This is a genomic window from Vibrio sp. 99K-1, from assembly GCF_013114585.1.
Classification (GTDB): Bacteria; Pseudomonadota; Gammaproteobacteria; order Enterobacterales; family Vibrionaceae; genus Vibrio; species Vibrio chagasii_B.
Genome location: NZ_VTXF01000015.1, coordinates 1 through 22,879, shown reverse-complemented (window position 1 = coordinate 22,879; position 22,879 = coordinate 1). Strand labels below are relative to the sequence as shown.

Below are 22,879 nucleotides of genomic sequence, written 5' to 3'. Positions count from 1 at the left end.
CAGGAATATTTCTGTGGCTCAGATGTATTTTTACTACTCGGCAATGAATGCGGGTAAATCAACAACGCTTCTTCAATCTTCATTTAACTACCAAGAACGTGGCATGACGCCGGTGATCTTTACGGCAGCACTCGATGATCGCTACGGTATTGGTAAAGTGAGCTCTCGAATTGGTCTTCAATCTGAAGCACAGCTTTTTAAGAGTGACACGAATCTTTTTGAAGCGATTAACGAGCTGAACGAGCAAGAAAAGCGTCACTGTGTACTTATCGATGAGTGTCAGTTCTTGTCGAAAGAGCAGGTATATCAGCTAACAGAAGTGGTTGATAAACTGCATATCCCTGTGCTTTGTTACGGGCTAAGAACAGACTTCCTTGGTGAGCTGTTTGAAGGCAGTAAGTATCTACTGTCTTGGGCTGATAAGCTGGTGGAACTGAAAACCATCTGTCACTGTGGCCGCAAAGCAAACATGGTAATCCGTACCGATGAGCACGGTGTCGCGATCGCGGAAGGTGATCAAGTAGCAATTGGTGGCAACGATAAATACGTGTCTGTATGTCGCCTTCACTACAAAGAAGCGCTAGGTAAATAAGCGTTTTTCAATATTTCGGTGATAACTGAAATACAAAGTAATGGAATAATAAAACGGTGGCTCAGTGCCACCGTTTTTGTTTTTATTGGTTATCGCTATCTATTCAAAGCCGAGTTTCTTAATCGCTTGATAGGCGTGATCCACTTCCTCTGGGATAGGCATTTCAATCTGAAAACCTTTAGCGGGGTACGATTTGATGCGTTCAAAATCCGCCACCAATGCGCCTAACACCATATCTAATGGCAACTCTTCATTAAAGTAATCGACCCAGTCCTGCCATTTGGAGGTTACGGTTATTTCCGTTGTCTCTTCAGGCCATTGTTTACTGAAGGTGGCGTAGGTTCGTTTCTCCATAAAAGGCTTCTGCACTAAGGTCAGTTTTTTCGGGGATAAGCCACACTCAGTAAGCAATTCGAATGTGAAGCGGACATTTTCACCAGTATTAGTCGCCTGTTTTTCAATGATAATGTCAGATTCCGGTACACCACTGTCTCGCGCAATCGCCGCAAAGGTTTCGGCCTCTGAACGGTCAAAATTGCCTTCAGTGAAGCGTCCAACACCACCGGAAAAAACGATGTAGGGCGCTATTTTTTGGTGATAAAGCTCGGCCGCATATTCCGCGACTCTTGTATCGTTGCTGCATAACACAAAAATACAGTCTGAAGGCTCAACTTTATGACCCATAGACATGAAATTCCAAAGCGTATCGATCGAACGGTGCAGCTTATTTAATGGTTGTTTAGTCATGAAGAGCGTCCAATGTGGATTCAAACTTAAACGAATAACCTAAGTCGAGAATCTTTTTTGAAGAGATCAGTTTGTCTGGGTCATTAACAATAGGTGGAAGTGGCTCGTTACTATTCGCGCTCTTTAAGGCCGCAGCATAGAACTCCGCTTTGCTTACTGTGTTTGGCGTTGTTACATTCGCGACTTCGTTATGCAGGTGACTGATTGCAAAATCAACCGCACCAATCGCATCATCAAGGTGCAGCATATTCGCTGGGGCTTGGTTGCTCACTTGCTTTAGTTTACTAGCAAATCTTGATGGGTGACGATTTGGGCCAATCAATCCACTAAAACGAAGGATGGTGTAATCGATATCAGAATCTATTACCGATTGTTCAGCTTGAAGCATGATTCGTGCGTTATCGGAAAATGAGTTAGCCTGATCGCTGTCAGCGAGTGCAAGCGCAAGTGATGCGTCATCTTCATAAAGAATGCCCGGTTTAGTTGGGTATACCGTCGTTGAACTGACCATGATGAGCTTTTTAATATTGGCTTTTTGACAAGCGCTAATAAGTAACTGCCAATAGTCGGCATACTCTTTTCCTGCGCCTTTTCTAAAGCCGGGAGGGAAGCTACCAATTACTATCTCGGAGTTGTTTTCGAGCAGTAAAGAGTAGAGTTGTCCCACGGTTTGATCAGGGTTTGACGAGTCAAAGCTGAATACTTCGCAGGGAATACGTTTACTACTGAGCGTGTCTGCACCTGCTTGGGTCGTTTTAGTGACGACGACGCGATTGCCATGTCTTTCTAGGTGTTCAGATAAAGGTGCGCCTACCCATCCAGCACCAACAATAAATATAGAAGCCATCTTTTCCTCACAACGACAAGCTAGGGATTTAATAAGCCTAACAAACCTTTGGCCAAAAATGAAAAAACTCCACGGCCGAAGCGAGTGGAGTTTTTACTATAACAGTAGCGCTTTATTTAAGTACGCGAAGTAGCTTGTCTGCACGCTCTGCCATCTCAATACCTTCATCGGTTAGGTAACCACCGTCTGGTTGAGTACAAAGGTTTTTTTCGAATAGGCGCTTAACGGCGTCTTGAGTCTCTTGGCTAGCCTCTTGATGAACTTTAATGCCGGTAGCAGCGCTACTTACATCAAATTGAAGAAGGAGGTTTAAATCAGCAATATGTTCAGCGTTGTACTTCATAATTAACCTATAAATTCATAACGTTCTCTACCTTCACCTTAGTGCGCATTCTCGGCTCAAGCAACAGCAAATAAATAGATTTGATAACTGATACCAAATTGAATGATTAATCGTCGCATGGTGAAGTTATTTTGGTTGGATTGAGTGATTTGTGCCCACTTAAATGGCGAATGATGTTTATTGCTAAATGGTTGTAATATATTGTTGGACTAGAAATATATTGCATTCAGCTAATATTGTACAAAAAAGGAAATGCATCAGTGAGAGCAAACAAAGTAGCATTAGTTCTTAGCATGCTATTTGCAATCTCAGGTTGTCAAAGCACACCCTCAGAGCAGACAGACGCAAATCAAACCACAAATAACAACAATGAATCTGCAGCAGAGGTCCGTTCTTTTCATTCAGTACAGGTTGTTTACGCAGAGTGGCAATCCAAGCTTGAAAGTCATGCTCAATTGTCTCTCTATGCTCCAGAGAATTACAATGAGTTGCTAGACGCATGGGAAGACGCTGAAAGTATTTATGCCGATTTACTAAAAGACGAAACGCGTCTGACTAAAAGTTATTCTATTTTTTCGAGCTTAACTTACGCTGAAGCCTTCGACGAGAAAATCGCACTAATCAAATCAAACTATGACGCAATCCTAGTGCTTAAGAAAAAAGCGGATAGAGTACTCGCTGATTCGATCGTGCAAATGGATTACCTAAAATACCTTGGTGCTGACACCATGTTTGCTTCGAGTTATAAGCGTTTGTATTCGGAATACAGTGAACTATTTGAGTATGTATTAGTTGATGAGCTAGAAGACGCTCAAGAAGCTCAAGTTGAATTCCTCAACAATGCTCGGCTGTTGGAAGTGAAAGTCGCACATAAGAAATACATCGAACCGTTAAAAGACGAATTAGAGTATTTAGAAGATGAAGATTTTGATGACGTTGTGCCGTTGACCTTTGCTAAGGCCTCTGCACAAATCGCGTTAGCTGAGAATCAGGTCAAAGCGAGCCCTCGTGAAAAGTCTATTATTGAAGATGCTGTTAAGGCTGCGGAGTTTGAGTTAGACCACGTACGAAGTGTCGCTCATGAAGTTAAAGTACTTGCGAGCGTAAAAGGGGACAAGTTCGAGCAATCGGTGTTGAATGCTGAAAATCAGCTATTAAGCATTTCACAAGTGATCAATGATGAAGATTACCGTGACGTTGTGCTACGTCTTCAGTCTCAAAAAATTGTTGCTAGCATTAAAGCGCTTAAAAGCTCAGACATGACAGCTTTGCTGAAATCTGAAATCGAGTCTCTAACTGAACAAGTTGCGACATTAGAAAACGCAAACCAGCAGCAGGCGCAGCAGTTGTCAGAAGTAACAAAACGTAGTCAACTTCTCGACGAACAGATAACCAAGAGTGATGCACATATTAAGAGCTTAGAAGAACTAGTGGACAGCCTGAAGACGCTTGGTGGTAAAGTTGCTAACGAAAGCGATCCTGATCTAGCACTCCCTAGCCCAGAACCAGACCTTACGGATGCTGCTTTAGAATCTGTGTCTGAAGAAGTGATTGAACCGTCGGTTTAAGACAACGAATCTCTTGAACTGTGATTGAGTTAAAAGCGCCTGAGGGCGCTTTTTTACGTTCTGTTGATCTATGTCAAAATCTAGAAATAAAAGTCTTAAAAACACGGTTTTAGTGTACGCCATTTCTTAGGTTTTAACGTAACTTGTTGATATTTATAGATGTGTTGTTTTTATCATTGATAAAATTTCATTCACCAGACTTTTCTTTTTACTACTAAAGTCGTATGAAATTTCAATATCATTCCAGGTTTGGCGTGTTCTTGGTTGGTGAGGATAATTAAGGCTTAAAATAGCTCTTGAATTCAGAAATGAAAGAGAGGATTATCGCGCTCCCGACGACATGTTTCAAAATGTAAATCATCATGAATCTAAACCAATTTGACTCATTATTACCGCCACAAATGGCTGAGCGCGCTGCAGATATTGGCGTAGGTAAAGCAACCAAAGATCCAATCAAATCTTTTCTTCTAGCGATTTCTGCTGGTATCCATATCGGTATTGCGTTTGTGTTCTACACCATCGTAACGACTGGTGCTGGCGATCTGCCATGGGGTATTACTCGCTTGTTGGGCGGCCTAGCATTTAGCTTGGGCTTAATTCTTGTTGTAGTTACTGGCGGTGAACTGTTTACCAGTTCGGTACTAACCTTGGTGGCTCGTGCAAGTGGCAAAATCACTTGGCACACTTTAGTGAAAAACTGGGCGACGGTTTACATTGGAAACCTGATTGGTGCGTTATTGCTGGTGGCTTGTATGCTACTGACGAAGCAATACATGTTTGATCATGGTCAGGTTGGCTTAAACGCGATGGCGATTTCTCAACACAAAATGCACCATGATTTCATTCAAGCGGTCGCGCTTGGCATCATGTGTAATGTGCTGGTGTGTATAGCGGTATGGATGACATTCAGCGGACGCACACTCACTGATAAGATCGCAGTGATGATCCTGCCAGTGGCGATGTTTGTATCAGCAGGCTTTGAGCACTGTATTGCAAACATGTTCCAAGTTCCGCTTGCTATCGGTATTAAGACATTTGCTCCTGCTGAGTTCTGGACCATGACAGGTGCTAACCCTGCCGATTATGTCGACTTAAACATGATCGACTTTCTGATGAATAATCTATTGCCTGTGACTTTAGGTAACATCATCGGCGGTGGTATCTTTGTCGGCATGTGGTACTGGTTAATCTACCTGCGTGACTAAGACATAGCGCCACTAATTATCAGTGAGTAGCCTGAGCGTTGATGAAGCTCACTTAAACACTCAACTTACTTATGACATTAAAAAGACGGTCTGCATTGCAGGCCGTTTTTTATTTGTGGAAAACCATGTCGTTCATGCCCTCAATTAATAAGAAAAGACTCAACAACAATGATCGGCACATGTGCATATGTCGTTGAAAGTAAGCAAAGATCAATGTGAATGATCTTTTGAAAGGGCGAAGTGGACAAAAAAGGATCTATATTGATTTGGTTATCCACAGATTCTGTGGATAACCTGTCTCAAATTCAGTGAGTAACCAGATCTCAAAAGAGGTGAGAGGTTATTTCGAAGGTTGGATTTGAACGAGAACTCGCCCCTCTTTAGTAAGTGATGTCTTTAAAGATAGGTGTAATGCGAGGGCCAAAGAGCAGCTCATCATCACGAAAATAGCCAACATGATCATCAATTGATATTTAATTGCGATCATTGGCGAAGCCCCTCCAAGAATTTGTCCTGTCATCATTCCTGGTAGCGTTACTAAGCCGGTCGTAGCCATAGACGCCATAATCGGAGACATCGCTTTCTGGATCGCTGTACGTACAAAAGGTGCAGCAGCGTAGCTTGGTGCGGCTCCTAGGGCGATTGCTGCTTCATATTCTGACCTTTGGGTTTCAAAAGCACCAAACAAGTTCTGCAGTGCCACGATATTACTGCTTAAGCTATTGCCTAATAACATCCCCGCAATGGGAATAAGGTACTGCGCATTAAATAGCGGCGTCGGTTTAATAATGAAAAAGCAGATGAATAGAACAATAGGTACACAGGTCACTGCAAGGCTAACGGCTACTGGGGCTAGCAGTAGCTTTCGGGGCAGTTTGGACTTTTCAACAATTGAGCTCGCACCCACTATTATCATGGCGAACAACCACAATAAGTTGACCCATAAGCTATTCAAAGTGAACAGGTACTCCAAGTAAACACCAACTAGAAATAGCTGAACAGCCATGCGAACAATGCTAATAGTGGCCTCTTTACCCAGACCTAATTTCAGCTTGTGATTAATTGCAATGGGCAGGATAAGAAGTGAGCTAAAAAACAGCAACTGCCACCAAGATATGTCTATAACGTCTTGCATAGTGCTTCCTTTTAATTGGATACACATCATATCTGAAAGTGCCAAATGATGCATTTCAGCTCTTCAACACTGAATTCAAAAAGTACTCAATAAATTAACAATGCGAGTACAAATTATTGGTCGTTTAAGGCATTTTTAGCTACTACTTAGTAGGTAAAACGTTAAAAACAGTTACAATGTAGTTGCAAAGGTGTTGGTTTTTAACATCTTTGAAATATACTTAATTCTTCACATTTGTTAATACTTTTTAATATGTTTCTTTAACTGAAAACAACTCTGGATGAGCTCAAAAAAGTATTGATTAGCAAGGGTTATAACGGGAGATTTCATTGAACCCTACTTTGCGTATGGTTTAAAATTTGTTGTTAGATACTCAAGAACTTTAGCCCCCTAGAATGGGCTACTCGAAATTACTAAATACAAAATAGGCAAAATGTATGAGTGATGTTAACAAAATTGAAACTGGCGAAAAACGCTCGCTGGAGTGGAAATCTTTCCTCTTCATTGCAGTGGTTCTCTTTCCAATATTAAGTGTTGCTTTTGTAGGTGGTTACGGCTTCCTAGTTTGGGCATTACAAGTGTTTGTATTCGGACCTCCTGGTGCTCACGGCGGCATGTAATGCCCTCTAGTAACAACAATTTTTAAAATCAATATTTAAGAGAGCTAAACATGAAATCATTTTTAGTTAAATTATGGCGCACTATGACACGCCCAGCAGTACACATCAGTTTGGGTGTACTAACTATGGGTGGCTTTATCGCCGGTGTTATTTTCTGGGGCGGTTTCAATACAGCGCTAGAACACACAAATACAGAAGAGTTCTGTGTAAGCTGTCACACCATGCGTGACAACGTATACGTAGAGCTACAAGAAACGGTTCACTGGAAAAACACATCTGGTGTACGTGCTACTTGTCCTGACTGTCACGTTCCACATGAATGGACAGCAAAAATCGCTCGTAAGATGCAAGCATCTAAAGAAGTATTCGCTCAAGTATTTGGTGATCTAGACACGCCAGAGAAATTCGAAGCTCGTCGTATTGAATTGGCTAAACACGAATGGGACCGTTTCTCTTCGAACAAGTCTCTAGAGTGTAAAAACTGCCACAACTACGATTCAATGGATTTCGAGAACATGCGCCCAACAGCGCGTATTCAAATGAAGAACGCAGCAGAGCGTGATCAAAGCTGTGTTGACTGTCACAAAGGTATTGCTCACAACCTCCCATTAGATATGGAATCGGCTAGTGGTATCGTTGGTGAGCTTGAGCAAGTTGCTAGCAGCACTTCTTACTCTAACGGTTCAGACGTGATTTCAATTCGTCACCTTCCAATGTACACGGATGAGACTGCAACCGTTGAAGCGGGTCTACTAAGCCCTGCAAGTAAAGTTGCTGTGATCGATGAGAAAGGCGACATGATCAAGATTCAAATCGACGGTTGGCGTAAAGCGAAAGGCTTCGGACGTGTAATCCAAGAAGACTTCGGTATGAACATCTCAACGGCGATCTTGACGAAAGAAGTATCTCAAAGTGACGTAATCACTGTTGGCGAGAAGAAAGAAGATGAGCTAACTGGCCTTCCATGGGAAGAAGTTAACCTAGCACTTTGGATGAAGAAAGAGTCTATGGTTGATAACTTCGATCCAATCTGGAACGCAGCTGGTCAAGCGTATCAATCTAACTGTTCAACTTGTCACTCACAACCAGATGAAGCGCACTTCAGTGCTAACGGTTGGGTAGGCATGCTAGATGGTATGATTGCATTCGTTAACTTCGATACAGATACAGAAGCATTGGTTCTTAAGTATCTACAGAAGCACTCATCAGATTTTTCTGAAGGCCATCACTAATAAGACGTCAATTGGAGTAACACAATGGCAATTACAAGAAGAAGTTTTCTGAAAGGTGTCGCAACGACGAGTGCGGCATCGGTTATCGGTCCAAGCTTATTGGCGTCGGCTTCAGCATCTGCTGCAGAAACAGACGGCACATGGAAAGTCTCTGGTTCTCACTGGGGTGCATTCCGAGCTCGCGTTTACGCGGGTAAAGTACAAGAAATTAAACCTCTAGAAATCGATCAGCACCCAACTGAAATGCTGAAAGGTATCAAGGGTATTATCTACAGCCCATCTCGTGTGCGTTACCCAATGGTTCGCCTAGATTGGTTTAAGAAGCATAAATACAGCGCAGACACGCGTGGTAACAACCGCTTTATTCGTGTGACTTGGGATGAGGCACTAGACCTTGTTTACCGCGAACTAGAGCGCGTACAGAAAGATTACGGTCCATGGGCACTTCACACAGGTCAAACTGGTTGGAGACAAACTGGTCAGTTCCACAGCTGTACTAACCACATGCAACGTGCAATGGCGCTTCACGGATACTCTGTGAAGAAAATCGGTGACTACTCGACAGGTGCTGGTCAAACGATCATGCCTTACGTACTAGGTTCTACTGAAGTTTATGCACAAGGTACATCTTGGGAACTTATCCTAGAAAACAGTGACAACATTGTTCTTTGGGGTAACGATCCAGTTAAAAACCTTCAAGTAGGTTGGACATGTGAGACTCACGAGTCGTTCGCATACCTAGAACAGCTGAAAGAAAAAGTTGCTAAGAAAGAAATCAATGTTGTTTCTGTTGACCCTGTTAAGAACAAAACAGGTCGTTACCTAGAAAACGAGCAGTTCTACATCAACCCACAAACTGACGTGGCGTTCATGCTTGGTGTTGCTCACGTACTTTACAATGAAGGTCTATACGACAAGAAATTCATCGAAACTTACTGTCTAGGTTTTGAAGACTTCATCAAGTACGTTCAAGGTGAAACGAAAGATAAAGTTGAGAAGACTCCTGAGTGGGCTGCTGCTATCTGTGGCGCTAGCGCGGATTCTATCCGTGACTTCGCTAAGATGCTGGTTAACGGTCGTACACAGATTCTTGTTGGTTGGAGTATCCAGCGTCAACAACACGGTGAACAGCCTTACTGGATGTGTGCAGTTATCGCGGCAATGGTTGGCCAAATCGGTCTACCTGGCGGTGGTATCTCTTACGGTCACCACTACTCTGGTATCGGTGTATCTTCAACTGGTTTCGCTGCTCCGGGTTCTTTCCCGCTGAACATCGACCAAGGTCAGAAGCCTAAGTACACAAACACAGATTACAACGGTTACAGCCGCGTAATCCCAGTTGCTCGTTGGGTTGATAGCTTGCTAGAGCCTGGTAAGAAGATCAAAGCGAATGGCGCAACGGTAACACTACCTGATATCAAGATGATGGTATTCAGTGGTAACAACCCGTGGCACCACCACCAAGATCGCAACAAGATGCGTAAAGCATTCAAGAGCCTACAAACTGTAGTTGCTGTTGATTTCGCTTGGACTGCAACTTGTCGTCACTCTGACATCGTGCTTCCAGCATGTACTCAGTGGGAACGTAACGATATCGATGGTTACGGTGCATACTCTGGCCGTGGTTTGATCGCGATGCACAAACTAGTGGATCCTCTGTTCCAGTCTAAGACTGACTTCGAGATCATGTCTAGCCTAACTAAACGTTGGGGTCGTTACGACGATTACACGCGTGGTATGGACGAAATGCAGTGGGTTAAATCTCTGTACGACGAATGTCGCGCAGCAAACGAAGGCAGCTTCGAAATGCCTGAGTTCGCTGAGTTCTGGGAAAAAGGTTTCCTAGACTTCGGTAAAGGTAAGCCATGGACTCGTCACGCTTCATTCCGTGAAGATCCAGAGATCAATGCTCTAGGTACACCTTCTGGTTTCATCGAAATCACAAGCCGTACTGTTGGCAACATGGGTTACGAGCACTGTCAGGAACACCCAATGTGGTTCGAGAAATCTGAACGTTCACACGGTGGTCCAGGCTCTGACAAACACCCGTACTGGCTACAATCTTGTCACCCAGACAAGCGTCTTCACTCTCAGATGTGTGAATCTGAAGAGTGGCGTGCGACTTACGCGGTACAAGGCCGTGAGCCAATCTACATCAACCCAGTTGATGCTAAGAAGAAAGGCATCAAAGACGGTGACGTAGTACGTGTGTTCAACGACCGTGGTCAACTACTAGCAGGTGCTGTTCTAATGGATAGCTACGCTCCTGGTGTTGTACGTATCGAAGAAGGCGCTTGGTACGGTCCGATCAACGAGAAAGTGGGCGCGCTAGATACATACGGCGATCCAAACACACTGACTCAAGACATCGGTACTTCTGAGCTAGCTCAGGCGACGTCAGCAAACACATGTTTGGTAGACTTCGAGAAGTTCCAAGGCAAACTGCCTCCAGTAACTTCATTCGGTGGCCCAATCGAAGTTTCTTAAGCATCTCGCTTAAAAACTAAGATTAAAGCTTGAATTAAAGCCCCTGTAAGCACTCTTACAGGGGCTTTTTGTATTTTATCTACCGAGCCTTGTATTTACGGTAAAGCAACGGTGTAGAGCGTATTGAGGGGGAGCTAGTAACTGTATAGGTTAGAGGGCGTTTACAAATAAGAGCGGTGGAGGGTAGTGATTAGAGTGACAAAGGGTTAGAAAGCAAAAAGGTCGATACCAAGTACCGACCTAAATAGAGACCTATCGAGCTGTGAGATCTAAACCTCGAACATAAACCAATATCCGTATGCGCAGATTAATGCGGGCACACTAGAGTACAACGTAGCGACCAATGCAGCTTTAGGTGCCATTGCAATGGCAGGGAATAGGGCATCACCATCATTTGAAATTGCATTACCTACCTGTGCTGAAAGTGGAAGCGCACCTGAAAGGTAAAGGCTAGTCACCAATAATTGTGGCCCACAGCCCGGTAGCAAACCCATCAGGACTCCAGCCAGGGGGAGCATAATTCCCCAGCTTGAGAATAGCGTCGCAAAATCAACATTTGCTATCACAGAACCAAACTCAAAGAACAAAAAGGCAACCACCACCCAAGCGGTAACAAAGTTTGTGTCCTGAGCGGTCTTTTGCAGTGGGTGAGAGCCGACACACTTTTCATCTTCACTTACCGCCGATTTGTAATCTTCAATCTCGCGAGTTAGCCCCCAAAGAAACATTGAGCTAATCAACAGAATAGCGCCGACCCATTCCATAGACATCTCGGGTAAGGCGAGCAGTTCGTTGACATCAACTTGAAAAGAGCCAAGAAGGGCAACCGCTGCTCCAGGAATAATTAGAACCGACCAAAGGTAGCCTTGCAGGTTAATCGCTTTTTTAGACACAGCTTCTTTGGTCTGAGATTGAGACGAACAGTTAACGGCAGATACATTTGTCTCAGCTTGTTTTGGACGTAAGAAATCATCGGCATGGAATAGGTTAATGATTCGGCCTGACGCAGTACCGACAATGACCCCCATCGCCATCATAGCTAATCCCGTTTTTGGTTCGCTGGCGATGAGTAGAAAGGCAGCATCACCCATAGTGGATACGAGCACGGCGACGACAGCGCCAAACCCGAGCTTACCTGAAATAAACTGAGTGGTTACTACGATTGCGCCACCACAGCCGGGTAAGGCGCCCATTAAGGCGGCAAACACAACTTGGTTAGAACGAGACTGATGAACCAGCTTGCTGAATACGTTGTCTTTGTTGATGTAAAGGCTCAACCAGTGGTAGACCGCTAGGGTTAAAGCGACATAACAAGATACCGCCCAGAAGGCGTCTGATAATGTGGTTACGGTCAATTCACGCGTTGCAGGTGCCGCGACCAAAGCTGCTAATGAAATAGGTAACAGTAGGCGCTTGAATGAGAGTGAAAACTGAGTTGTTTTCGAAGCGCGACTGCTTGGTAATAAAGAGATTAGTCGGTCCATAGGTGTTACTCAAAATAGATGTCTTAGGATTAATATATACGAATGATAATAATTATCAATTGCATCTTTGTTTTTTTATCTATTCTGGATGTGGGAGAAACCGACGAAACATGACCAATCTAAAAAAATAGGGTAAAGTATGCCTAATAAAGAGAGGCTCTATAGGTAGAGTCGTAATTGTTAGTGTAATAGGAAGAAACATGATTTTAGTTGTTGGTCACAAAAACCCTGATAGTGACAGTATTTGTAGTGCGTTAGTTGCAACTGAGCTTCTTAAAGCTCGTGGCGAGGAAGCGACACCAATTCGCCAAGGCGAGATCAACCGCGAAACTCAACACATTCTTGAAGTTGCTGGTGCAGACATGCCAGAACTTCGTACTTCTGTTGCTGGTGAGAAAATCTGGCTAGTAGACTACTCAGATCTAGCACAAGCACCAGATGATGTTGCTGATGCAGAGATCCTAGGTATTGTCGATCACCACCGTCTAGGCGACGTGATGACAGTAAACCCTATGGAAGCTTGGATCTGGCCTGTTGGTTGTACAAACACAGTACTTTTCAACATGTTCAAGATTGAAGGTCACGCTATCTCTCAACAAATCGCTAAGCTAATGATGTCTGCAATTCTTTCAGACACTGTTGGTTTCGCATCTCCAACTTGTACTCAAAAAGACAAAGACGCGGTTGCTGAACTTGCTGAAATCGCTGGCGTAGAAGACGTTGATGCGTTCATCAAAGCACTTCTAATCGCTAAAACAAACATCGAAGGCCTATCTGCTGCACAACTAGTAGAAAAAGACCTTAAAGGCTACCCATTCAATGGCCGCGATGTCGTTGTTGGTCAAGTTGAGCTTGCGACTCTTGAGCAAGTTGACGGCATGATCGAAGCGCTTGAAGCGGATCTTGAAGAGCGTTGTGAGAAAGACGGTCTAGCATTCGCAGCTGTAATGCTAACTGACATCACTACTGCTCAAACTCGTCTTCTTTACAAAGGTGAATGGGCTGAGAAATTGGTTAAGCACGAAAAAGACGGCATGCTAATGATGGAAAACACATTGAGCCGTAAGAAGCAAGGCTGGCCTTGGCTACAAGGTGAGCTTGTTTAATCAAGTCACTTAATAATAAACGCCTGCTAAATTTAGCAGGCGTTTTTCTTTGAAGTGAGCACTTTTCTTCATCGATAATATTTGCAGTTAAAAGCACTCTGCATAAAATAACTTTAAGCGCAAAGTTACTGACTAAAGTAGGAAATTAAGATGACTACACAGCTAGACGATAAAAGAATCGCAGAAATCAATAAGTATACGGGTGAGCAACGCCTAAAGTACTGTGTGAAAGAAATCGTAGCAAACCGTGAAGTATGGATCTTAACCGATGAGCACGGTTGTGTAATGCTAAACACAGAAGACGAAGATTGCGTACCTGTATGGCCAAACCAAGAGTTTGCTGAGTCATGGGCGACAGGTGACTGGGCTGAGTGTAAGGCTGAGTCTATCTCATTGAACAAATGGCACAGCCGCTGGACAAATGGCCTAGAAGACGACGAACTTGCTGTGGTTGTATTCCCTAATGAGCAAGAAGAAGGCGTTATCCTGTTCCCTGATGAATTCGACTTCGAGCTGAAGAAACAGGCTGCTAAGCGCTAGTTCTTTCGTCATACAGTAACATCGTAAGTCAGCGCTGCCTTTCTTAGGTAGCGCTATCATTCAATTATCCCATCTAAGTCGCTTCCAACTTATATTCGTCAATATCCAATCAATTGATACAAGGGTGCTTGCTGTGCGGTTTTAGAAGCTTGTTGAAGCACACCTGTTTTGCTGTATCTCCTGAGTATCTTTCGAACGATAGGTTTTACTTCAGATTTTGTCATTCCAGCTTTTAGTTCTGGTTCATACAATAGTTGCAGTAGCACTACATCTAACGGCGATAATAAGTCTTCTGGCGTGTGGTCGTTGAAAATAGAAGGGTAGGCTTTGTCTGAATCATTCGGCAGGCCAAGAACCTGTGTGATCTCTTCCACGATACAGGCGACGAGCTTGCCTCGAGATCTTGCCTGATCTACGGGAATTACAATCCCAGCGTAAACAATCTCACCTTGAGAATTGGTTCGATAACCCGCCGTACAGATGGCGCTATTTAAATGCTGAGTTGATTTGAGCTTGAGTACTGATTTCGCCTCAGACAACCACTGACTCTGCCTCGTGTATATCCACTTAACGTTCGCTTCGGACTCTTTACTGACGATTGTTATCGGATGCTGGGTAACTTCAGATAAGTGTTTGATATGAAGTTCTGTGAGCTCTTGATGAAGCTCTTTATCGCCGACACGATGGTCAATCCAAATTTTTATCGGTTGTTGCCACTTGGCGAGTGGTTTATTACCTGAGGAATATTCGTGTTGCAGTGCGACGTTGTAGAAGGCCGTTTCGACAAACGACTTGTCTAACCAAGTGAGTGGTGTACTTACGGCATTAAAAGAAACAGCAGCAAGCAAAAGGGGAAGCAGTGAAGCGGTTCTTAACATACTTTCCCTCTTACCGAATATAGCCTTGTAGCAACTTAGTGGTTTGGTGCTTTGGAGAAATGGCTCTCAACCAGTCTTTGAGTGATTTGGTGAGTTGGGTTGGTCAGCACTTCATCGGTATCCCCACTCTCAACCACATCACCTTCGTGCATCACGATGATCTTGTCAGTGATGTGCTTAACAATACCGAGATGCTGAGATACGTAAACGAATGATACGCCCATCTCTTCCTGCAGTTCCAAGAACAGATTGATTATCTGAGAACGCATTGCCATATCAAGACCATTCAGAGCTTCGTCAGCGACAATGATTGATGGCTGAAGTATCAAGGCACGAGCGAGACAAACTCTTTGCTTCTGGCCCGCAGCAAGCATCTGAGGGTAGAAGTAAGCATGTTCTGGTAGTAGACCTACACGTAATAGTGTGTCCTTTACACGGCGCATACGGGCTTCTGGCGGCATGTTGGTGTTTCGCTTCAGTGGACCTTCCAGAATACGGCCAATCTGAATACGCGGATTAAGCGATGTGTTGGGATCTTGGAAGATCATGCGAATCAACTTACAGCGCGTCGAATAGTCTTTATGCTCTAGCTTTTCGCCGTTTACACGAATCTCACCCGCAGTCGGTTCTACCATGCCTGCTAGCATTCTTGCTAATGTCGATTTCCCAGAGCCGTTCTGACCAATAAAGCCGATCGTTTGGCCCGCTTCAAGAGTAAAGCTTACCGGCTTAACCGCTTGATGAATCTTCTTACGGAAAAGACCAGAGCGAGTCGTAAAGTCTTTAGATAATTCACTGACTTCTAATAATGCACTCATGATTTCTTTTTCTTCTCCATATTCAGAGGGAAATGACAGTTAAACTTATGGTTTTTGATTCGTTTGGTATGTGGGATTTCCACACACTGTCTTTGCGCATATGGGCAACGAGGGCCCAATCGACAACCAATAGGAAGATGCTGTAGTGGAGGGATCGACCCTGGCAGCGACTGAAGCTTCTCTTTGTGTGGGATCCAGTCGTTAAAGTCTGGCATCGCTTTCAATAGAGCTACTGTGTATGGGTGCTTTGGTGCATCCAACAGCTTTTGTGTATCCGCAGATTCAACCGACTGACCACAGTACATAACGGTAATTCGAGTTGCCCATTGAGTGATGGTGGTTAAGTCATGGCCGATCAGAATGATCGTTGTGTTATTGATCTGATTCATTCGGCTCAATAAACGCAAGATCTGGGATTGGGTAATCGGGTCTAAGTCGTTGGTTGGCTCATCAGCGATCAACACTTTCGGCTTGGCTGCGATCGCCATTGCGATCATCACCTTTTGACACTCACCATCAGTAAGCTCATATGAGTAACTGTCCATTAGGCGAGAGTGATCTTTGATGCCGACTTTGTGCAAAAGGGCAATAGCTTGCTTCTTGCGCCACTTAAATCGTTGCCACCATCGACCTTCAAAGGCGTGTGAAGGGATCGCTTCAATGAGTTGATTGCCTACTTTTTCAGAAGGGTCAAGACACGTAGAAGGCTCTTGGAAGATCATCGCGATGTCACGAGCAATCACACGTCTGCGTTCTTTTGGTGTCAGTTGAAGCAGGTCAACGTTCCCCAGTCGCATACGGTCAGCAGATACCTTCCAGTTTTCTTTACAAACACCAACGATCGCTTTAGCAACCAAGCTTTTACCTGAGCCTGATTCACCTACTAAACCACGAATTTCCCCTTCATTGAGGGTAATACTCATTCGATCTACCGCTTTAACCATCCCTTGAGGGGTCTCAATTTCGATGGTTAGATGTCGAATATCAAGTAATGGCATTATTCGATTCCTGCATTTAACGCTTGGCGAACACCTTCACCGACGAGGTTAATCACAATCACTGTAAACATAATGGCTAAGCCGGGTAGAGTTACTGTCCATGGTGCGAGATAAATCAGCTCTACAGAATCACCTAGGATAGACCCCCATTCGGTACTCGGTGCTTGAGCGCCAAGACCAAGGAAACCTAAGGCGGTGATATCAAGAATTGCGACCGATAACGCCAGCGTAATTTCTAGTGCTACTACGGTAAGAATATTTGGAAGAATCGAGTTCCATAGCAGGTAGAAGTCGTTCGCACCATCAAGGCGAGAAGCAAGAATATAGTCTTTCTCTACTTCAGCATGCACGGCAATGTAGACCGAGCGAATAAAGCGCGGGATCAATGCCAAACATAAGGCCAGCAAGATATTGAACTCGCCAAAGCCAAGAAATGCCACAAAGATGATCGCCAGTAACAGAGACGGAATCGACATCACCGTATCAAGCAGGTGGTTTAGGGTACTTGATAGCAAACCACGCGTCATACCGGCAAGTACGCCAATGAGACAGCCGATAACCGCAGCGATAAAGGTAATCACGACCGCAGCGCCAAAGGTAAGCTGGGAGCCAATGATCAAGCGAGAAAGGATATCTCGACCTAAATCATCGGTACCTAAGAAGTATTCAACAGTGCCTGCTGGATCCCAAGATGGCGGTGTTAATAGATGACCCGTTTGCTCTTGCGCATCATGGGGCGCTAACCACGGAGAGGTGATCGTCACCAGAATGATAAGTATCAAACACCACAAGCCAAACATCGCAAGATTGTTAGAGCGGAAGCTACGCCAGAAGCGCTCAAACTGGGTAGGAATCTGTTCTTCTTGGTAGACGTTATTTGTTAGCATACCATTCCTTCCTTACCAGTGGGTTGACCATAGCGCCTAACAGATCAGACAGTATATTTGCAGTCAAAACCAGAGTTGCCACCACAATTACACCCGCTTGAATTGAAACGTAATCTTGATTCGATAAAGCGTCCAATAACCAACGACCAATGCCAGGCCAGTTAAAGATAGATTCCGTAATGATCGCAAGCGTTAACATACTTGAAAGTTGAACACCGACCTTAGGAATAATCGGTGGAATCGCATTGCGCAATACGTGCTGAGTCACGATCTCTCTTGTTGAAAGACCTTTAATACGTGCCGCGCGAATGTAGTTTTGCGTCATTACTTCAGCCACTGATGCTCGCATGAGACGAATAACTTGAGTCGTTGGTGCTAATGCTAAAACGAGACACGGCAACGCCATGTGTTCGATAACACTTTGTAGAGCATGTGCACGGTAGCGGCCTTCAGCGAAAAAGGCATCAATCATTGCAAAGCCAGTCACGTGTTCAATCTCGTAAAGGAGATCGTATCGACCGCCAACAGGGAACATCTCAAAATGCAGTGAGAAAACCATGATCATCAAGAGTGCGACCCAGAATATAGGTGCAGAGTAACCTGCCATCGAGGTAAACGAGATAGTGGTGTCGACAAATTTACCTTGTCTCATGCCCGCGATGGTCCCAAAAGGGATACCAATTAAGAGCGCTAATACAAAGGCAAAGAAACACAGCTCTAATGTCGCTGGGAAAACAACCACAAGCTCATCAATGATTGGTGTACCGTGCTTGCTTAAGCCAAAGTTTAGTGTTGATAGCTCTGTGATATAGCTGATCCAACCGGGCCAGAAATCTTGAATCGCCCACGGTGAGGTTTGATCGAGTCGCAGCAACGAAAAGCCGACCATCGTCAGGATCGCAAGCGTGATCACGAACAGATTAATACGTCTTAATGTATACCAAAACATCAGTGCACCTCTCTTCTGACTTGATCAAAAGGTTGGGCATTGAACGGGCTCTGTTTAAAGCCGGTTAGTGAACGATCATGTACGCGGAACTGCACTCCGTGAGCCAGAGGGATCACAGGAACTTCCTCGTTGAGAATGTTTTGGGCTTGGCGATACAAGTTGACACGGTGCCTTTGTTGGTTGATCTCTAAGGCTAAATCCAGAAGGAAATCAAAGTCTGAATTACACCACATCGATACGTTGAGACCTGCGCGCTCAGAGCTGCACGAGAGTAGGGGACGTAAGAAGTTATCAGGGTCACCAGTATTACCGATCCAACCTGTTAGCAGGAGATCTGTTGAGGCGATTGAAGACAGCTGTGTACGGTCGAATCGATCGTCAGTGTATAGTTTCAATTCGATGCCGATGTCCGCTAAATTAGCTTGGATAAGTTCCGCAGTTTTACGCGGACTTGGGTTGTAAGCTCTTGGCTCTAGCGGCACCCACATTGAAAGCTCTAATCCCGGCTCTACGCCAGCTTCTTTGAGAAGGGCTATCGCATAGTTTCGGTCATAACGCACTTGAACGTTGTCTTTCTGATGAGCCCAAGATGTCGGAGGCAGCAGTGTATAAGCCTTGGTGCCTGTACCGTAGTACACCGAATCAAGAATATTCTGGCGGTTGATAGCCAAGTTCAGCGCTTTACGTACGCGAGAGTCGCGTAGGGCTGGGTGCTCTGTATTAAGGGCGATGAAAGAGACATTCACCGCTGGTGTCGCGGATATCTGCAGCTCTTCATGTGCTTGAATGATTGGGATCTGGCTAGAAATCGGCGAGTTCAACACATCACACTCATTGCGCAGCAACTTAGCGAGGGTGCCGGTTCCGCGTTGTGAGGTATCGAAAACCACTTGGTCCATTTGCACATCACCTTTCCAGTAATGCTTGTTCTTTTTAAGACGCACCAAGTCATTGATTTGATATTCATCCAAATAGAATGGACCTGTACCAACCGGCTTTGAGTCGATTTCATTCTTCTCATCAGCAGCCACGAGTTGGTTAGCGTATTCCTTAGAGTGGATCACCGCGTAACTGGTCGCGATGTTATTTAGAAAGGAATTATCTGGTCGACTTAATTGGAATTTAACCGTTAAGTCGTCCACTGCCGTGATATCGACAATCAAATTCTTGAAGTCGATGCCCGCAAACCATGGGTATAGACCACCACCCACATAGTGGAATGGGTTTGAGCTATCAATGATACGTTCGAAACTAAAAACCACATCTTGCGCGTTCATAGAACGGGTTGGCGTAAACCAATCTGTGGTCTGGAACGCGACGTTAGGGCGCAGTTTGAAAGTGTATTCTGTACCTGATTTATCGACAGACCAGCTTGTTGCCAGGTTCTGTTGTGGTCGATAGGTCATAGGATCGAGTGTGAGCAGCGTGTCGAAGATTTGCGGGCTCAGCGATTCAGCTGTAATTCCGCTATCAACCAATTGAGGGTTGAAGGTACTAGGATTGCCTTGGCCACAATAAATGAAGCCTTTTTCACGAATTTGCTCGTGATTCACACTCTCACCACATCCGGCTAAAAAGCTCAGCGTGCAGATGCTCAGTGATAGTCTTATTAGTGCTTTCATAAAAAGAAATACTTTTCGAAACGAGGCGTTAGAGGTGCCTCAAGATCCGGACAATTTAACATTTTATTTATTCGGCTCCAAATAATAATCCTATGAGTGTGGCTATTTCTCACTGCCTTGTCCGACAATCGCGTACTTCCTCACCATTCCCCTTAATTGGTTGTAGGTGAGTCCGAGTAATTCGGCGGCTTGTTTTTGGTTGTACTTGCTCTGTTTTAACGCTTGATTGAGCAGCTTGATGTCTTGCTGCTCTTGCCATGCTTTGTAATCAAGGGGCAAAGAAAATGAACCTTCAGAAGAAGTATGGCTGTTGGATGGATCATTGCCAGTTTCTTGAGAGGATTCTTGATTCGTGTCCCATGCTGGCTTGAACGGGTTAAATACCAAAGATTCAATAGGATATGGATTCTTGCCATGTTGGTAGATGGCACGCTCAATGACGTTCTTGAGCTCTCTGACATTACCTGGCCAAGAGTATGCCAATAAGGATTCAATGGCCGATGGTGCAAAGCCAACAAACAAATCAAGCTCTAACTCTCGACACATCTTAATTGCGTAATATTCGGCCAGTAATGTGATGTCTTCTTTACGTTCACGAAGCGGCGGGATAGTAATTACATCAAACGCTAATCTATCGAGTAAATCGGCTCTGAATTCGCCCTTAGATGCCATTTCTGGTAGGTCTGCATTGGTGGCACATACCAGCCTTACATTTGCACTTAGCGCTTTTTGCCCACCAACACGTTCGTATTGTCCGTATTCAATAACCCGCAATAGTTTCTCTTGAACTGCAAGGGGAGTTGTCGCCAGTTCGTCAAGAAACAGTGTGCCGCCTTCTGCTCTTTCAAATCGGCCATGGTGGCGACCTTTTGAACCGGTAAAGGAGCCTGACTCATGACCAAACAGCTCTGAATCAATCAAGCCTTCGCTTAGTGTTGAACAGTTTAGCGAGATCAAGGGCTGGTCCCAACGCTTTGAGAGGTAATGGAGCCTCTGTGCAATCAGCTCTTTACCTGTGCCACGCTCGCCAATGATCAGAATAGGTCTCTCTATTGGAGCCAGTTGAGAAACTTTGTCCAAAACAGAGAGAAAGCTAGGTGATTCACCAATAAGATTCTGCTGCATAGCGGGTCCTTGTAGTAGCTGAGCGCTGGTGGAGATCATATAAGGGCTGTAATGGTGAAAAATACCAATACTTGGTTAAATTCATCATAGCATGGTTCAGGTTAATCGCCATTACATTGTAAGTGACTGATAATTAATGTCTTAAAAGTTGGCACGCTACTTGGATTACTTATGGTAGGTTTAACAACAAATGTAAATTAGCGAGCAAGTGGTGATGAGTCGCACAACGATTTAAAACGCATTTGCCTTCAATTGTAATTAAGGAGTTCCTCATGGGTATTTTTTCTCGCTTTGCAGACATCGTAAATTCAAACATCAGCGTACTATTAGATAAGGCTGAAGATCCTGAAAAGATGATTCGCCTGATTATCCAAGAGATGGAAGACACGCTAGTTGAAGTGCGCACTAACTCAGCAAAAGCGATAGCAGACAAGAAAGAGCTAGCACGTAAAGTTGAAGCAATCGAAACTCAAATTCTTGATTGGCAGAATAAAGCGACACTGGCACTGACTAAGCAACGCGAAGATTTAGCGAGAGCAGCGCTGATCGAAAAGCAAAAGCTGGAAGACATCATCAAGAGTCTACATACAGAGCAAACGTTAGTGCATGAAACGATTGAAAAACTGACCAGCGAGATTGGCAAGCTTGAAACTAAGATTGCTGAGACTCGTGCCAAGCAACAAGCACTGATGATCCGCAACAATGCAGCGAGCAACCGTCGTGATGTTCAAAAACACCTGCACTCAAGCAAAACTAATGAAGCGATGGCGAAGTTTGAGCAATTCTCGCGTAAAGTGGATGAATTAGAAGCTGAAGCGGATGTTTACGCGAAGACAGGCAATGCAAAATCGTTAGACCAAGAATTTGCAGAACTGCAGGCTCAAGATGAAATTGAAAAAGAGCTAGCGAAGCTGAAGCAACAAGTTGAAAACCGCGATAAATAATTCAGGAGTTGTCTATGTCCACATTTCTAATTGCAGGTCCACTGATTGTCTTTTTGATCTTCGTGGCACCGCTATGGTTATTCCTACATTACCGCAGCAAGAAGAAATCCAGTAATGGGCTATCGGAAACGGATCTTCAACGTCTGCATAAGCTTTCAGCACAGGCAGAATCGATGCAAGACCGCGTAACAACGCTAGAAAAAATACTGGATGCGGAGTCACCTAACTGGAGACGAAACTATGAGTAGAGATCTGTATCGCGATCCAATTAACGGTAAGTTGTCTGGCGTGTGTGCAGGGTTAGCGAACTATTTCGGCCTTGAAGTTTGGTTAGTTCGCATCATGGTTATCTCTGCTGCACTGCTTGGTGGTAGTTTTCTGGTGTTATTAGCGTATTTAGCTTTGACATTTATGCTCGAAAAACAACCACCTCAGTATGTTGACCAAATGAAGGCCAAACAAGAGCATACGCTCAAGCAGAAGCCTTGGGAAAAAGGGCAAACTGCAGAGTCTCTGTTGAACACTTTAGAGGGTGATTTCCAGAAGTTAGAGACCAGTGTCCGCAACATGGAAGCTTATGTCACCTCAGACACGTTTAAAGTGAATCGTGAATTTAAGAACATGTAGCGGTTAAACTTAAAAAAGATTAGATAACGGTTTAGGAAAATTTATTCCAAGCCGTTATTTTTTTTAATAATTTTCTCTAAATAAATCTTACGCTGACTGGTAAGTTACATGCGATTAATCTATGT

At 44.3% G+C, this 22,879-nt stretch carries 23 protein-coding genes; 11 read left to right on the top strand and 12 right to left on the bottom strand.

Translation table 11 applies throughout. The features are described 5' to 3' along the window. Nucleotides 1–13 precede the first annotated feature (13 nt). Nucleotides 14–592 (top strand): thymidine kinase, encoded by a 579-nt coding sequence (locus tag F0228_RS13070; RefSeq protein WP_008223554.1) that lies wholly within the window; start codon nt 14–16, stop codon nt 590–592. A gap of 99 nt (nt 593–691) precedes the next feature. Here F0228_RS13070 and F0228_RS13065 read toward each other — a convergent pair whose 3' ends face one another. The 3 genes from F0228_RS13065 to F0228_RS13055 all read right to left on the bottom strand — a co-directional run bounded on the left by F0228_RS13065 (nt 692) and on the right by F0228_RS13055 (nt 2,529). Then, complete coding sequence (locus F0228_RS13065; RefSeq protein WP_171730158.1) at nt 692–1,339, bottom strand: YdcF family protein; 648 nt, start codon at nt 1,337–1,339, stop codon at nt 692–694. Next, nucleotides 1,332–2,186 carry an NAD(P)H-binding protein gene (locus F0228_RS13060; protein WP_105059277.1) on the bottom strand — a complete coding sequence of 285 codons (855 nt, stop codon included), beginning with the start codon at nt 2,184–2,186 and terminating at the stop codon, nt 1,332–1,334. Before F0228_RS13060 ends, F0228_RS13065 begins: the two co-directional genes overlap by 8 nt. Nucleotides 2,187–2,298: 112 nt before the next feature. Next, nucleotides 2,299–2,529: a TIGR02647 family protein gene (locus F0228_RS13055; protein ID WP_008223560.1), complete on the bottom strand. Its 231-nt coding sequence runs from the start codon at nt 2,527–2,529 to the stop codon at nt 2,299–2,301. A gap of 260 nt (nt 2,530–2,789) precedes the next feature. Between F0228_RS13055 and F0228_RS13050 the strand changes: the two genes are divergently transcribed. Both F0228_RS13050 and focA read left to right on the top strand, forming a co-directional pair. Beyond that, nucleotides 2,790–4,097, top strand: coding sequence for an ATPase (locus tag F0228_RS13050; protein WP_171730159.1), 1,308 nt, complete (start codon nt 2,790–2,792; stop codon nt 4,095–4,097). 362 nt (nt 4,098–4,459) lie between these two features. Beyond that, nucleotides 4,460–5,302 carry a formate transporter FocA gene (gene focA / locus F0228_RS13045; protein WP_008222626.1) on the top strand — a complete coding sequence of 281 codons (843 nt, stop codon included), beginning with the start codon at nt 4,460–4,462 and terminating at the stop codon, nt 5,300–5,302. A gap of 340 nt (nt 5,303–5,642) precedes the next feature. On the opposite strand, the gene F0228_RS13040 is transcribed toward focA, so the two are convergent. After that, complete coding sequence (locus F0228_RS13040) at nt 5,643–6,437, bottom strand: ABC transporter permease (protein ID WP_171762296.1); 795 nt, start codon at nt 6,435–6,437, stop codon at nt 5,643–5,645. Between the two features lie 437 nt (nt 6,438–6,874). Here F0228_RS13040 and torE point away from each other — a divergent pair, with 437 nt between their 5' ends. The 3 genes from torE to torA are packed head-to-tail and all read left to right on the top strand — an operon-like array spanning nt 6,875 to nt 10,776. After that, a complete protein-coding gene (torE, locus tag F0228_RS13035) occupies nt 6,875–7,057 on the top strand; it encodes a trimethylamine N-oxide reductase system protein TorE (RefSeq protein ID WP_008222628.1) in 183 nt (60 codons plus the stop codon). A 50-nt stretch (nt 7,058–7,107) separates the two neighbouring features. Next, nucleotides 7,108–8,289: a pentaheme c-type cytochrome TorC gene (gene torC / locus F0228_RS13030; RefSeq protein ID WP_061031748.1), complete on the top strand. Its 1,182-nt coding sequence runs from the start codon at nt 7,108–7,110 to the stop codon at nt 8,287–8,289. Between the two features lie 24 nt (nt 8,290–8,313). Next, the gene (gene torA, locus F0228_RS13025; protein ID WP_061031747.1) at nt 8,314–10,776 is read left to right on the top strand and encodes a trimethylamine-N-oxide reductase TorA; all 2,463 of its coding nucleotides are present in this window, start codon (nt 8,314–8,316) and stop codon (nt 10,774–10,776) included. Nucleotides 10,777–11,045: 269 nt separating this feature from the next. Here the strand turns inward: torA and F0228_RS13020 are convergent, their stop codons facing one another. Beyond that, on the bottom strand, nt 11,046–12,260 hold the full coding sequence (locus tag F0228_RS13020; protein WP_061031746.1) for a putative manganese transporter: 1,215 nt from the start codon (nt 12,258–12,260) through the stop codon (nt 11,046–11,048). A gap of 200 nt (nt 12,261–12,460) precedes the next feature. Here F0228_RS13020 and F0228_RS13015 point away from each other — a divergent pair, with 200 nt between their 5' ends. After that, nucleotides 12,461–13,366 (top strand): manganese-dependent inorganic pyrophosphatase, encoded by a 906-nt coding sequence (locus tag F0228_RS13015; RefSeq protein WP_061031745.1) that lies wholly within the window; start codon nt 12,461–12,463, stop codon nt 13,364–13,366. Between the two features lie 150 nt (nt 13,367–13,516). Then, nucleotides 13,517–13,906: a DUF2750 domain-containing protein gene (locus tag F0228_RS13010; protein ID WP_004742050.1), complete on the top strand. Its 390-nt coding sequence runs from the start codon at nt 13,517–13,519 to the stop codon at nt 13,904–13,906. A gap of 98 nt (nt 13,907–14,004) precedes the next feature. Here the strand turns inward: F0228_RS13010 and F0228_RS13005 are convergent, their stop codons facing one another. The 7 genes from F0228_RS13005 to pspF form a co-directional block, all read right to left on the bottom strand. After that, nucleotides 14,005–14,784 (bottom strand): DUF2927 domain-containing protein, encoded by a 780-nt coding sequence (locus F0228_RS13005; protein ID WP_171730162.1) that lies wholly within the window; start codon nt 14,782–14,784, stop codon nt 14,005–14,007. 35 nt (nt 14,785–14,819) lie between these two features. After that, the gene (locus F0228_RS13000) at nt 14,820–15,602 is read right to left on the bottom strand and encodes an ATP-binding cassette domain-containing protein (protein WP_008222635.1); all 783 of its coding nucleotides are present in this window, start codon (nt 15,600–15,602) and stop codon (nt 14,820–14,822) included. After that, a complete protein-coding gene (locus F0228_RS12995) occupies nt 15,599–16,600 on the bottom strand; it encodes an oligopeptide/dipeptide ABC transporter ATP-binding protein (RefSeq protein ID WP_061031743.1) in 1,002 nt (333 codons plus the stop codon). The genes F0228_RS13000 and F0228_RS12995 overlap by 4 nt, the downstream gene beginning before the upstream one ends. Then, nucleotides 16,600–17,487: a putrescine export ABC transporter permease SapC gene (sapC, locus tag F0228_RS12990; protein ID WP_061031742.1), complete on the bottom strand. Its 888-nt coding sequence runs from the start codon at nt 17,485–17,487 to the stop codon at nt 16,600–16,602. The genes F0228_RS12995 and sapC overlap by 1 nt, the downstream gene beginning before the upstream one ends. Next, nucleotides 17,474–18,436, bottom strand: a complete 963-nt coding sequence (locus F0228_RS12985; protein WP_105059281.1) for an ABC transporter permease subunit — start codon at nt 18,434–18,436, stop codon at nt 17,474–17,476. Before F0228_RS12985 ends, sapC begins: the two co-directional genes overlap by 14 nt. Beyond that, nucleotides 18,436–20,058, bottom strand: coding sequence for an ABC transporter substrate-binding protein SapA (sapA, locus tag F0228_RS12980; RefSeq protein WP_004742060.1), 1,623 nt, complete (start codon nt 20,056–20,058; stop codon nt 18,436–18,438). Before sapA ends, F0228_RS12985 begins: the two co-directional genes overlap by 1 nt. Nucleotides 20,059–20,160: 102 nt before the next feature. Further along, on the bottom strand, nt 20,161–21,183 hold the full coding sequence (gene pspF, locus F0228_RS12975) for a phage shock protein operon transcriptional activator (protein ID WP_061031740.1): 1,023 nt from the start codon (nt 21,181–21,183) through the stop codon (nt 20,161–20,163). 272 nt (nt 21,184–21,455) lie between these two features. Between pspF and pspA the strand changes: the two genes are divergently transcribed. Genes pspA through pspC form a run of 3 tightly spaced genes read left to right on the top strand, consistent with a single transcriptional unit; the run spans nt 21,456 to nt 22,754 of the window. Continuing rightward, nucleotides 21,456–22,127, top strand: coding sequence for a phage shock protein PspA (pspA, locus tag F0228_RS12970; protein WP_171762295.1), 672 nt, complete (start codon nt 21,456–21,458; stop codon nt 22,125–22,127). A gap of 14 nt (nt 22,128–22,141) precedes the next feature. Beyond that, nucleotides 22,142–22,375 (top strand): envelope stress response membrane protein PspB, encoded by a 234-nt coding sequence (gene pspB / locus F0228_RS12965; protein ID WP_004742066.1) that lies wholly within the window; start codon nt 22,142–22,144, stop codon nt 22,373–22,375. Continuing rightward, nucleotides 22,368–22,754 (top strand): envelope stress response membrane protein PspC, encoded by a 387-nt coding sequence (gene pspC / locus F0228_RS12960; protein ID WP_061031739.1) that lies wholly within the window; start codon nt 22,368–22,370, stop codon nt 22,752–22,754. The genes pspB and pspC overlap by 8 nt, the downstream gene beginning before the upstream one ends. The last annotated feature ends 125 nt before the right edge of the window (nt 22,755–22,879 follow it).